Below are 12,135 nucleotides of genomic sequence, written 5' to 3'. Positions count from 1 at the left end.
ATGCCAGAGCCGATCAGCGTCATCATCCCCGCCCGCAACGAGGCCGAAACCATCGCGGCGGTGGTCGCCACCATGCGCGCCATGGATCACGTGGCCGAGGTGGTGGTGATCGACAACGCGTCAGATGACGGAACGGGCGAGGTTGCGCGCAAGGCGGGGGCGCGCGTGGTGCAGGAGGTGCTACGCGGCATGGGCCACGCGGTGCGCCGGGGCGTGGCTGCGGCGCGGCATGACTGGGTGATGAAGGTCGATGCCGATCTGGGGCGGTTCGATACCGCGCTTTTTGCCCGCATGACCGAGGCGCGCGCACCCGGTGTGGGGCTGGTCAAGGGGGCGTGGAACGATCCCCACGATCCGATGCCGATGACGCGGCTTCTGGTGGCGCCTGCGCTGCGGCTGATGTTTCCGGGGCTGGGGGGGCTGCGCGCGCCCAATACCGGGATTTACCTGTTTGACCGGGCGCTGATCGCGCATGACCGGCTGGTGGGGGATTACGCCGTCGATCTCGACGTGATGCTGCGGGTTCATGCCGCAGGCGCAGGGGTGGCCGAGGTCGATATCGGGCGCATCGTGCATGACCGCCGCGATCCGGGCCATTACGCCCGCATGGCCGAGGAACTGCTGGCATTCTTTCTGTCGCGGCAGCCGCTGGGGCTGGTGGAGGAACTGGTGGTGATCGCCGGGACCGAGGCCGAGGCGGTGCACCATGCCGGGGCCACGATGGCGGGCAAGCTCATTTCGGGGGCGCGGGTGACGCTCTACCTGGGGCAGGGGGGCGAGGCGCTCGACGCGGTGTTCGCGGGGTTTCCGACATGGGCGCGCGCGCCGCTCTCGGGGGCGGCGGGGCACGCGCCCCATGCCAATGCCACGCGGCTGCGGGTGATCGCATCTCCCGGTGCCCCGCCTTGCGGCCTTGCCGCCCCCGTGCCGGTGGAGGTCTGGGACATGCCCGGCGCGGCGGATTTCGCCGCCGATACCGGGGTTGCGACCGGGGCGGGGGCGGGGCTCAAGCAGGCGGCGCTGGAGCGGCTGGGACTGCCCGCCACGCATCACCCGCGCGAGGTGTTCCGGGTGGCAGGCGGGGCGTGACGGGGGAGGCGTAGGGTGAATGATGCCCCACCGATGCGAGGTGGCGCGGGGCAAGATGCCTGATGCCGAGCGAGGGCCCGACCGCCGGGTGGGCGCTGCAACGGTTGTAGAATGCGCTTTATGGTGCCAAATACTTGAACGATTATGCGGATTGCACCGTTGCAAAAGCGCCCGCCCGAGGGGGCGGTCGGGCGCTCGCGCGGCGGCGCGCCAAAGCGCGCCTTTGTTCCGCGCGGGGGAAGGTGTCAACGGCAGTATGGTGGAGATGAGAGGGTAGTGTGGGTGTCACCCCACCGATGCGGGGCGGCGCGGGGGATGGTGCGTTTGCACCCACCCTACGGGTGCTTCATCTTACTAATGTCATGTTTTTTAATCTCCGTAAAATGGATTGAGAAACCGTATTACGTGAGTCGGTTTGTATTCTTTTTCATAGGCATCGAATTTTGCTTTTCTGTGTCCTTTCATGCTTCTGTTTTCTATCTGTAATCTTATCAAATAATCAGGTTTAATATAGTTTTTAGCAAGCCATCGAAACGAAAATATACCATCAACAATTATTCCCTCGTTTTTCTCAATCTTGGCCCTAACGGTTTCAAGTAGACACACGTGATATTCGAGTTTTTTGTTGCCTTCAAAATAATCATCCATATGAATGCAGGAAATACCTAACACCAGTCCAAGATATCTGGAAAGCACTGATTTCCCGACGCCATAACGGCCATCAACAGCAATGATCTGTCTAACTATTCCAGATTCTCCCTTCGGCATACCTTGGATTATATCACCAACTTCTTCAGCAAATTCAGGCCCCAAATAAGCACCAGTGTTTTTCATAGCCAATTTCACCTCCCCCGCCGCTTCACATTCCCCCCGCGCTGCCCCGGCCGCCCCGCCGTTGACCGCCCGCGCCCCTTGACCGCCTCGGCGCTTGCGGCCTCGACCGCCGATTGGCGCGCCAGGGGATCGTCCGCCACCATCAGATCGACCGCTTCCAGCCGCTTGACCTCGTCCCTCAACCGCGCCGCCTCCTCGAACTCCAGGTTCTCGGCGGCCTTGCGCATGTCCGCGCGCAAGCCCTCCAGCACCGCTTGCAGGTTCGCGCCTGCCAAGGGCTTATCGACCTTCGCAGTCACGCGGTTCATGTCCACGTCGCCCTTGTAGAGCCCTTGCAGCACGTCATCGACGTTCTTCTTGATCGTCGCCGGGGTGATGCCGTGCTCCTCGTTATAGGCGATCTGTTTGGCGCGGCGGCGGTCGGTCTCGCCAATCGCGCGCTCCATCGAGCCGGTGATGCGGTCGGCATACATGATCACGCGGCCCTCGGCATTGCGCGCCGCCCGCCCGATGGTCTGGATGAGCGAGGTTTCCGAGCGCAGAAACCCCTCCTTGTCCGCGTCCAGAATGGCCACCAGCCCGCATTCGGGGATATCCAGCCCCTCTCGCAACAGGTTGATGCCGATGAGCACGTCGAAGGCCCCAAGCCGCAGGTCGCGCAGGATCTCGATCCGCTCGATCGTGTCGATATCGCTATGCATGTAGCGCACGCGGATGCCCTGTTCGTGCAGGTATTCGGTTAGATCCTCGGCCATGCGCTTGGTGAGCGTCGTCACAAGGATGCGGTAACCCTCTGCCGCCACGCGGCGCACCTCGTCCAAGAGGTCATCCACCTGCGTCTCGACGGGCCGGATCTCGATCGCGGGATCAATCAGGCCGGTGGGGCGGATCACCTGTTCGGTGAAGACGCCGCCGGTCTGCTCCATCTCCCATTTGGCGGGGGTGGCGGAGACGAACACGCTCTGAGGGCGCATCGCGTCCCACTCCTCGAACTTGAGCGGGCGATTGTCCATGCAGGACGGCAGGCGAAACCCGTGCTCGGCCAGCGTGAACTTGCGCCGGTAGTCGCCGCGATACATGCCGCCGATCTGCGGCACCGAGACATGGCTTTCATCGGCGAAGACGATGGCATTGTCGGGGGTGAACTCGAACAGGGTGGGGGGCGGCTCACCCGGCGCGCGGCCCGTCAGATAGCGCGAATAATTCTCGATCCCGTTACATACGCCGGTGGCCTCCAGCATCTCGATATCGAAATTGGTGCGCTGTTCCAGCCGCTGCGCCTCCAGCAATTTGCCCTCGCCCACCAACTGATCGAGCCGCTGGCGCAGCTCGCGCTTGATGCCGATGACGGCCTGCTGCATCGTCGGTTTGGGCGTGACGTAATGCGAATTGGCATAGACGCGGATCTTGTCGAATGTATCGGTCTTCTCGCCGGTGAGCGGGTCGAACTCGGTGATGCTTTCCAATTCGTCGCCGAAGAACGACAGCCGCCAGGCGCGATCCTCAAGGTGGGCGGGGAAGATTTCGAGACTGTCGCCGCGCACGCGAAAGCTGCCGCGCTGGAATGCCTGATCGTTGCGGCGATACGCCTGCGCCACCAGATCGGCCATGATCTGGCGCTGGTCATAGCTGTCGCCCACCTTCAGGTCCTGCGTCATCGCGCCATAGGTTTCGACGCTGCCGATGCCGTAGATGCACGAGACCGAGGCGACGATGATCACGTCATCGCGTTCCAGCAGCGCGCGGGTGGCGGAATGGCGCATCCGGTCGATCTGTTCGTTGATTTGGGATTCCTTCTCGATGAAGGTATCGGAGCGCGCAACGTAAGCTTCGGGCTGGTAATAATCGTAGTAGCTGACGAAATATTCCACCGCGTTTTCGGGGAAAAAACCCTTGAACTCGCCATATAACTGCGCCGCCAGCGTCTTGTTGGGGGCAAGGATGATGGCGGGGCGCTGGGTTTCCTCGATCACCTTGGCCATGGTGAATGTCTTGCCGGTGCCGGTCGCGCCCAACAGCACCTGATCGCGCTCGCCCGCGATCACCCCCTCGCTCAACTCGGCAATCGCCGTGGGCTGGTCGCCGGCGGGCTGAAACTCGGTGTGCATTACAAAGCGCTTGCCGCCCTCGAGCTTTTCGCGCGTGGCAATGTCAGGCGCGGGATTGGCAAGGACGGGGGGCGTCTTGTCGGAATGGGCGTAGGGCATCGGGCCTCCTTTGCTGCCAAAGGATGGGGCTTTTTCCGCCCCGTGCAAGGCCATTCTGCGCGCGCTGGCCCCGCGTCAGGCGGCGGCAGACAGGCGCAGCCGGTTGTCGCGCGCGGCCCCTGCCAGCGGCGTGATGGCGGCGAGCATGATCTGGTCAAGGCGCTGCCCTGCAAGGGCGGCGCTTTGCGCATCGGCGGCGGCGCCGATCAGGGCGGGGGCCTTCTCGGCGATCATGCGGTGGGCCTCGTCGCGCGCGACCGGCCAGAGACCGACCATCCCGGCCAGACGCAGGGTGACGACCATCTGAGCCTCGGCAAAAAGCTGAAAGCTGGGGGCGATGAGATTGCTCAGGTGGATATGGGATAACGGGTGCATGGCTTGTGACTCCTTTCAAGGATCGCCCCCCGTGTAGCACGGATTTATGCTGCGGCGCAGCATTTCTTTTGCTCGGCGGAGCGCGGGCAGGAAGGGGCACCCCGACGCCATGCCCGCCACGCCGGGCCTTACCGGGCCTGAGCGCGGCTCGATGCGGCACAGGCAAGACAACTTTCGCGGGGGTCGGGCGCTGCGCCGCAGGCAGTTTCAACCGTGAAATAGTAAAATTATTTACAAAGTAATTTTGGGAAAAGTTCAAAAATTCACAATATTTCTGCATGGAAAGACCTACTAGTTAATTTTTGACGGATTTTAGTGTATCCACCGCCCTAGGAGAGGCTCTGCCGCGCAATCTTGCGCCGGCATACAAGGGATGGAGGACTACCCGTCATGGACGAGAAAGTAACTGCCGTTGCGTCAAGCGGATTTCATATCGATGCGGATGCCTATGCGCGGATGTATGACGACTCGATTCGCGACCCCGAGGGGTTCTGGCGCGAGCATGGCAAGCGGGTTGACTGGATCAAGCCCTATACCAAGGTGAAAAACACCTCGTTCGCTTATGATGACGTGTCGATCAAATGGTTTGAGGATGGCACGCTCAACGTCGCGGCCAACTGTATCGACCGGCATCTGGCCACGCGCGGCGACCAGACCGCGATCATCTGGGAACCGGATGAGCCGACGGACGAGGCGCTGCACATCACCTATCGCGAGTTGCACGCGCAGACCTGCCGCATGGCCAATGTGCTGAAATCGCTTGGCATCGGGCGCGGCGACCGCGTCGTGATCTACCTGCCGATGATCCCCGAGGCGGCCTATGCGATGCTGGCCTGCGCGCGGATCGGCGCGATCCATTCCATCGTTTTCGCGGGCTTTTCGCCCGATGCTCTGGGCGCCCGCGTAAACGGTTGCGACGCCAAGCTGGTCATCACCGCCGATCACGCCCCGCGCGGGGGCCGCGCGACCAAATTGAAAGACAACGTCAACCAGGCGCTGCTGCACGACACCGACGATGTAAAATGCCTCGTGGTCAAGCGCACCGGCGCTCAGGTGGCGTGGCGGCATGATCTCGATTTCTGGTGGCATGAAGAGGCCGAGAAGGTCAGCGCCGACTGCCCGCCCGAGGAAATGGGTGCCGAAGACCCGCTTTTCATCCTCTACACGTCTGGGTCCACCGGCATGCCCAAGGGTGTGGTGCATACCAGCGGCGGCTATCTGGTCTACGCGTCGATGACGCATGAATATATTTTCGACTATCACGAGGGCGATATCTACTGGTGCACCGCCGATGTGGGCTGGGTCACCGGCCACAGCTATATCGTTTACGGGCCGCTGGCCAATGGCGCGACCACGCTGATGTTCGAGGGCGTGCCGACCTACCCGGATGCGGGCCGTTTCTGGCAGGTCTGCGAAAAGCACAAGGTGACGCAGTTCTACACCGCCCCCACCGCCATTCGCGCGCTGATGGGCAAGGGCACCGCGCCTGTCGAGGGAAGCGACCTCAGCAGCCTGCGCCTGCTCGGCTCGGTCGGTGAGCCGATCAACCCCGAGGCGTGGAACTGGTATAACGAGAACGTCGGCAAAGGCCGCTGCCCTATCGTTGATACATGGTGGCAAACCGAAACCGGCGGCATCCTGATCACCCCGCTGCCCGGTGTCGTGACCGAACCGAAGCCCGGTTCTGCCACCAAGCCGTTTTTCGGGGTTCAACCCGTGGTGCTCGACGATCAAGGCAACGAGCTGGAGGGCGAGACCACCGGCGTGCTGGCGATCAAGGATAGCTGGCCGGGTCAGATGCGCACCGTCTGGGGCGATCATGCGCGGTTCGTGTCGACCTATTTCGAGATGTTCAAGGGCTACTATTTCTCGGGCGATGGCTGCCGCCGCGACGCGGATGGCGATTACTGGATCACGGGGCGCGTTGACGATGTGATCAACGTCTCGGGCCACCGGATGGGCACGGCCGAGGTTGAATCGGCGCTGGTGGCCCATGCCACCGTGTCCGAGGCCGCGGTGGTTGGTTATCCGCACGACATCAAGGGGCAGGGCATCTATTGCTACGTCACCCTGATGGACGGGGTTACGGCGACGGATGATCTGCGCACCGAGCTTGCCAACTGGGTGCGTCAGGAAATCGGCCCGATTGCCAAACCGGACGTGATCCAATGGGCGCCGGGCCTGCCGAAAACCCGTTCCGGCAAGATCATGCGCCGCATCCTGCGCAAGATCGCCGAGAATGATTTCGACAGCCTTGGCGATACCTCGACGCTGGCCGATCCGTCGGTGGTGGAGGATCTCATCGCCAACCGTGCGGGCGCCTGAGGGGGGACCGGATCATGATGGACGGAACCGACCAAAAAGCCGCCAATCTTGTCCTGCTCGGGCCGCCGGGTGCGGGCAAGGGCACGCAGGCGCGGATGCTGGAAGAGAGCTTTGGCCTTGTGCAGCTCTCTACCGGCGACCTGCTGCGCGCCGCCGTCAAGGCGGGCACCGAGGCGGGGCGTCAGGCCAAGGCAGTGATGGAGGCGGGCGATCTTGTCTCCGACGAGATCGTCATCGCTATCCTGCGCGACCGGCTGGGCGAACCTGATTGCGCCAAGGGCGTGATCCTTGACGGGTTCCCGCGCACCACGGGGCAGGCCGAGGCGCTGGATCGGCTGATGACCGAGACGGGGCAGGGCATTACTGCCGCGATCAGCCTTGAGGTGGATGACAACGCGATGGTTGCCCGCATTTCCGGGCGCTACACCTGCGCGGGCTGCGGCGAGGGGTATCACGATACGTTCAAGACCCCCGCCACCCCCGGCACCTGTGACAAATGCGGCGGCACCGAAATGACCCGCCGCGCCGATGACAACGCCGAGACGGTGGAACAACGCCTGCGCGCCTATCACGCGCAGACCGCGCCGCTCATTGATTACTACGACGGCAAGGGCGTGCTCGCCCGCGTCGATGCGATGGCCGATATCGACACCGTCGCACAAGAGCTGAACACGATCGTCGCACAGGCGGTCGCGTAAGGGAAAGCCCGCGCCGGGATGGTCCCGCGCGGGCAGGAGGAAACCTGTCAAAAGGGAGGACACGCTTTGTCCGACAAGGAAGCAGCCACGGCATATTGGAAAACCAATGTGCGCATCATTCTCTGGAGCCTGGTGATCTGGGCCCTGGTCTCGTTCGGGTTCGGCATCCTGTTGCGCCCCATGCTGTCGGGGATCGCCGTGGGCGGCACCGACCTTGGGTTCTGGTTCGCGCAGCAAGGCTCGATCCTGGTCTTTCTGGCGCTGATCTTCTTCTACGCCTGGCGGATGAACAAACTCGATGCCGAACACGGCGTCGGTGAAGAATAAGGGAGGCGGGAAACAATGGATCAGTTTACACTCAACCTGATATTCGTGGGCGCAAGTTTCGCCCTCTATATCGGTATCGCGATCTGGGCACGCGCCGGATCGACCTCTGAATTCTATGCGGCTGGCCGGGGGGTTCACCCCGTCACCAACGGCATGGCCACGGCGGCCGACTGGATGTCGGCGGCGTCGTTCATCTCGATGGCGGGGCTCATCGCCTTTACCGGCTATGACAACTCGACCTTCCTGATGGGCTGGACCGGCGGTTACGTGCTGCTGGCGCTTCTGCTCGCGCCTTACCTTCGCAAGTTCGGCAAGTTCACGGTGTCCGAGTTCATCGGCGACCGGTTCTATTCCAAGACCGCCCGCATGGTGGCGGTGATCTGCCTGATCGTGGCCTCGACCACCTATGTGATCGGCCAGATGACCGGCGTCGGCGTGGCCTTTGGCCGGTTTCTGGAAATCTCCAACACCAGCGGCCTGTTGATCGGTGCGGCGGTGGTGTTCGCCTATGCGGTGTTCGGCGGCATGAAAGGCGTGACCTATACGCAGGTGGCGCAATATGTCGTGCTCATCATGGCCTATACCATCCCGGCGATCTTCATCTCGCTGCAACTGACCGGCAATCCGATCCCGGCGCTGGGCCTTTTTGGCGATCACGTCGCGAGCGGAGAGCCGCTTCTGGCCAAGCTTGACCAGATCGTGCGCGAACTGGGCTTCAACGAATATACCGCCCATCACGGCGATACGTTCAACATGGTGCTGTTCACGCTGTCGCTGATGATCGGCACCGCCGGTCTGCCGCATGTCATCATGCGCTTCTTCACCGTTCCCCGCGTGGCCGATGCGCGCTGGTCGGCGGGCTGGGCGCTGGTTTTCATCGCGCTTCTCTACCTCACCGCCCCGGCTGTGGGCGCGATGGCACGGCTCAACATCACCGAATTGATGTGGCCGGGTGGCACCGATGCGCAGGCCGTTTCGGTCGAGCAGATCGACACCGATGCCAAGTATGACTGGATGGCCACCTGGCAGAAAACCGGTCTGCTGGACTGGGAAGACAAGAACGGCGACGGGTTCATCCAATACTACAACGACAAGAACGCCGCCATGCAGGAAAAGGCCGCCGCGAATGGTTGGACCGGCAATGAGCTGACCAATTTCAACCGCGACATCCTTGTTCTGGCCAACCCCGAGATCGCCAACTTGCCGGGCTGGGTGATCGGTCTGGTCGCCGCCGGTGGTCTTGCCGCCGCGCTCTCGACCGCTGCCGGTCTTCTGCTCGCCATCTCCTCGGCGGTCAGTCACGACCTCATCAAGGGGCAGCTCAATCCGGGTATCTCGGAAAAGGGCGAGCTGATGTCGGCGCGGATCGCGATGGCGGTGGCCATTGCCGTGGCGACCTATCTCGGCCTCAACCCTCCGGGCTTTGCCGCGCAAACCGTGGCCCTGGCCTTTGGTCTGGCGGCGGCGTCGATCTTCCCGGCGCTGATGATGGGCATCTTTACCAAGGTGAACAACAAGGGTGCCGTGGCCGGCATGATCGCGGGCCTCGTCATCACGCTGGTCTACATCTTCCTGCACAAGGGCTGGTTCTTCATCCCTGACACCAACAGCTTCACCGACGCCGATCCGCTGCTTGGCACGATCAAGTCGACCTCCTTCGGGGCTGTGGGGGCAATGATCAACTTTGCGGTCGCGTTCACCGTGTCGAAGATGACGGCCCCGATCCCGCGTGAGATCGAGGACCTGGTCGAAAGCGTGCGGGTGCCCAAGGGTGCGGCGGCTGCTGCGGCCGATCACTAAGCACATCGGGCAGGGGCGGCGCATCATGCCGCCCCTGCCATTTCCGCCCGCCGTTATTTGCGGCACGACAGGGCGCTTTTAGGTTATTCAGACCACACATCCCCGAAAGGCCCGGCCATGCCCGAGACCGCCCCCGCCCTGATCGACACGCTTTGCGCGCAGCCGCCCTTTGACGCGCTCACGGATGCGATACGCGCGCGGCTTGCGCCCGATCTGGTGCCGGTGGAGGTGGCCAAGGGTGAGACGCTTTTCGCCAAGGGCGACTCGCTCAAGGGGCTATACGTGATTACCGCCGGCGCGTTTGACATTCGCACCGGGGCGCAGGATCTGGTCTCGCATCGCGGCGCGGGCGATATCATGGGCGAGCGCGGCCTCTTGCGCGATGGCTGCGCGCAACTGGGCGCGCGCGCGACAGAGCCCGCCCGCCTCATCCTCATCCCCGCCGCGCAATTTCTGTGGCTGATGGAGGAAAGCGACGCGATCGCGCGCTGGTTTGCCCGTGCGCGCCCCACCGATCTCAACGATAGCGGGCCCTATGCCACCGGCCTCACCGCGCTGCGCGTCTCGGACCTGATGGCGCAGCATCCCGTCACCTGCGGACCCGACGCCACGATCACCGATGTCGCGCGGCTGATGCGGCAGCATGTGATTTCCTCGGTCGTGGTGATGGAGGGCGAGCAATTGGCCGGGATCATCACCGCCCATGACCTCACCAACAAGGTGCTGGCCGAGGGGCTGGATGGCCGCATCAAGGTGGCACAGGTCATGACGCCTGATCCGGTGACTATCGCGCCCACGCAACTGGGCCTCGATGCGCTGATGCTGCTCTCGGAAATGAAGGTCAATCACCTGCCGGTGGCGCAATCGGGCCGCGTGGTGGGGATGATCGGCAAGACAGACCTCTTTCGCCAGCAGGCCGCGACCGCCAGCCACATGGTCGCCGATATCGCCCATGCCGACACGCCCGAGGACATGGCCCATGTCATGGAGCGGGTGCCGGGCCTTCTGGCACAACTGGTGCGGGCGGGGGTCAAGCCCGCCTCGATCACCCGGCGGATCACCGATATCACCGACGCGATCACAAGGCGGCTCTTGCGGCTGGCCGAGGCGCGGCTGGGGCCTGCGCCGGTGCCGTATCTCTGGGCCGCCTGCGGCTCTCAGGGGCGGCGCGAGCAGACCGGCATCAGCGATCAGGACAATTGCCTCATTCTCGACGACGCGTTCGACCCTGCGCAGCACGACGCCTATTTCGCCGATCTGGCCAAATTCGTCAGCGACGGGCTGGATACCTGCGGGTTTTTCTACTGCCCCGGCGACATGATGGCCACCAACCCGCGCTGGCGGCAGCCGCGCCGGGTGTGGCGCAAATACTTCGCGGGCTGGATCGCGCAGCCCGACAACGAGGCGCAGATGCTGGCCTCGGTCATGTTCGACCTGCGCGCCATCGCGGGCGAGGCCGCGCTGTTCCAGGACCTTCAGGCCGATGTGCTCGCGCAGGCGCGCAAGAACTCGATCTTCGTGGCTCACATGATCGCCAATTCGCTCAAGCATAGCGTGCCCTTGGGCCTTTTCCGGGGCTTCGCGCTCATTCGCTCGGGCGAGCACAAGAACACCATCGACCTCAAACATTCCGGCGTGGTGCCGGTGGTCGATCTGGGGCGCATCTACGCGCTTTTGGGTTCGCTGGAAGAGGCGGGCACGCGCGACCGGATCGAGGGCGCGCGCGCGGGCGGCGTGATCTCCGACAGCGGCGCGCATGACCTGCTCGATGCCTACGACCTCATCGCCGAGACCCGCCTGCGCCACCAGTCGGCGCAGATCGCGGGCGGGCACGCGCCCGACAATTTCATGAACCCCGCCGATATGTCGGATCTGGAGCGCAACCACCTGCGCGACGCCTTCATGGTGGTCAAGACGATGCAATCGGCCATCGAACAGGCGCGCGGCGCCAGAGGATAACCCATGTTTTTCGAACTCATCGCCACATTCGCCGCAGGCATCGCCGCCGCCGGTCTCGCGCTCATCGCCGGGCATCTGAGCGGCGGTCGCCTGCCGCGCTGGCTCACGCCGGTGCTGGCCGGGGCGGCGATGCTGGGCTATGCGATCTGGTCGGAATATAGCTGGGCGGCGCGCACCACGCAGGCTCTTCCCGAAGGGGTAGAGGTTCTGCTCACGGTCGAGGAAACCAAGCTCTGGAAGCCCTGGACCTATGTCATCCCGCAGACCACGCGGATCATGGCGCTGGATCGCGCCAGCGTGCAGACCAACCCCGACGCGCCCGGTATCGTGCTGGCCGATCTCTATTTTTTCGCGCGCTGGACGCCGCCTGCCAAACGTCCGCAACTGGTGGATTGCGCCAATGCGGCGCGCGCCGATGTCAGCGCGGCGGCGCTGTCGAACCCGTCGGATGCCGCGTGGAGGCGCGCGGGCAAGGACGATCCGCTGATGGAGGCGCTCTGCACGTCCTGACCGGGAGAGGA

The 12,135-nt window shown here is 63.6% G+C and carries 10 protein-coding genes; 7 read left to right on the top strand and 3 right to left on the bottom strand.

Features of this window, described 5'->3' with window-relative positions; genetic code table 11:
- Positions 1-1,089 carry a glycosyltransferase gene (locus ABIE58_RS01935; RefSeq protein ID WP_354542989.1) on the top strand — a complete coding sequence of 363 codons (1,089 nt, stop codon included), beginning with the start codon at positions 1-3 and terminating at the stop codon, positions 1,087-1,089.
- A 369-nt stretch (positions 1,090-1,458) separates the two neighbouring features.
- Here ABIE58_RS01935 and ABIE58_RS01930 read toward each other — a convergent pair whose 3' ends face one another.
- The 3 genes from ABIE58_RS01930 to ABIE58_RS01920 all read right to left on the bottom strand — a co-directional run bounded on the left by ABIE58_RS01930 (position 1,459) and on the right by ABIE58_RS01920 (position 4,505).
- Positions 1,459-1,929 (bottom strand): hypothetical protein, encoded by a 471-nt coding sequence (locus ABIE58_RS01930; protein WP_354542988.1) that lies wholly within the window; start codon positions 1,927-1,929, stop codon positions 1,459-1,461.
- Positions 1,930-1,931: 2 nt separating this feature from the next.
- Entirely contained in the window at positions 1,932-4,130 is a 2,199-nt protein-coding gene (uvrB, locus tag ABIE58_RS01925) for an excinuclease ABC subunit UvrB (RefSeq protein WP_354542987.1), read from the bottom strand.
- Positions 4,131-4,205: 75 nt separating this feature from the next.
- Positions 4,206-4,505, bottom strand: coding sequence for a hypothetical protein (locus ABIE58_RS01920; protein ID WP_354542986.1), 300 nt, complete (start codon positions 4,503-4,505; stop codon positions 4,206-4,208).
- Positions 4,506-4,895: 390 nt separating this feature from the next.
- Between ABIE58_RS01920 and acs the strand changes: the two genes are divergently transcribed.
- From acs to ABIE58_RS01890, 6 genes are all read left to right on the top strand, one after another.
- A complete protein-coding gene (acs, locus tag ABIE58_RS01915; protein WP_354542985.1) occupies positions 4,896-6,830 on the top strand; it encodes an acetate--CoA ligase in 1,935 nt (644 codons plus the stop codon).
- Between the two features lie 17 nt (positions 6,831-6,847).
- Positions 6,848-7,528: an adenylate kinase gene (locus tag ABIE58_RS01910; protein WP_502950056.1), complete on the top strand. Its 681-nt coding sequence runs from the start codon at positions 6,848-6,850 to the stop codon at positions 7,526-7,528.
- 66 nt (positions 7,529-7,594) lie between these two features.
- The gene (locus ABIE58_RS01905) at positions 7,595-7,855 is read left to right on the top strand and encodes a DUF4212 domain-containing protein (protein WP_502950054.1); all 261 of its coding nucleotides are present in this window, start codon (positions 7,595-7,597) and stop codon (positions 7,853-7,855) included.
- 15 nt (positions 7,856-7,870) lie between these two features.
- Positions 7,871-9,655 carry a sodium:solute symporter family protein gene (locus ABIE58_RS01900; protein ID WP_354542982.1) on the top strand — a complete coding sequence of 595 codons (1,785 nt, stop codon included), beginning with the start codon at positions 7,871-7,873 and terminating at the stop codon, positions 9,653-9,655.
- 117 nt (positions 9,656-9,772) lie between these two features.
- Entirely contained in the window at positions 9,773-11,614 is a 1,842-nt protein-coding gene (locus tag ABIE58_RS01895; protein WP_354542981.1) for a DUF294 nucleotidyltransferase-like domain-containing protein, read from the top strand.
- Positions 11,615-11,617: 3 nt separating this feature from the next.
- Positions 11,618-12,124: a hypothetical protein gene (locus ABIE58_RS01890; protein ID WP_354542980.1), complete on the top strand. Its 507-nt coding sequence runs from the start codon at positions 11,618-11,620 to the stop codon at positions 12,122-12,124.
- Positions 12,125-12,135: the final 11 nt, after the last annotated feature.

This window comes from Roseovarius sp. MBR-78 (assembly GCF_040547535.1).
Classification (GTDB): Bacteria; Pseudomonadota; Alphaproteobacteria; order Rhodobacterales; family Rhodobacteraceae; genus Roseovarius.
This window is presented reverse-complemented; position numbering and strand designations above follow the sequence as displayed.

Coding starts and splice junctions, on each gene's coding strand:
- acs (WP_354542985.1), top strand. CDS start 4,896: ATGGACGAGAAAGTAACTGCCGTTGCGTCAAGCGGATTTCATATCGAT.
- ABIE58_RS01890 (WP_354542980.1), top strand. CDS start 11,618: ATGTTTTTCGAACTCATCGCCACATTCGCCGCAGGCATCGCCGCCGCC.
- ABIE58_RS01935 (WP_354542989.1), top strand. CDS start 1: ATGCCAGAGCCGATCAGCGTCATCATCCCCGCCCGCAACGAGGCCGAA.
- uvrB (WP_354542987.1), bottom strand. CDS start 4,130: ATGCCCTACGCCCATTCCGACAAGACGCCCCCCGTCCTTGCCAATCCC.
- ABIE58_RS01920 (WP_354542986.1), bottom strand. CDS start 4,505: ATGCACCCGTTATCCCATATCCACCTGAGCAATCTCATCGCCCCCAGC.
- ABIE58_RS01895 (WP_354542981.1), top strand. CDS start 9,773: ATGCCCGAGACCGCCCCCGCCCTGATCGACACGCTTTGCGCGCAGCCG.
- ABIE58_RS01910 (WP_502950056.1), top strand. CDS start 6,848: ATGGACGGAACCGACCAAAAAGCCGCCAATCTTGTCCTGCTCGGGCCG.
- ABIE58_RS01900 (WP_354542982.1), top strand. CDS start 7,871: ATGGATCAGTTTACACTCAACCTGATATTCGTGGGCGCAAGTTTCGCC.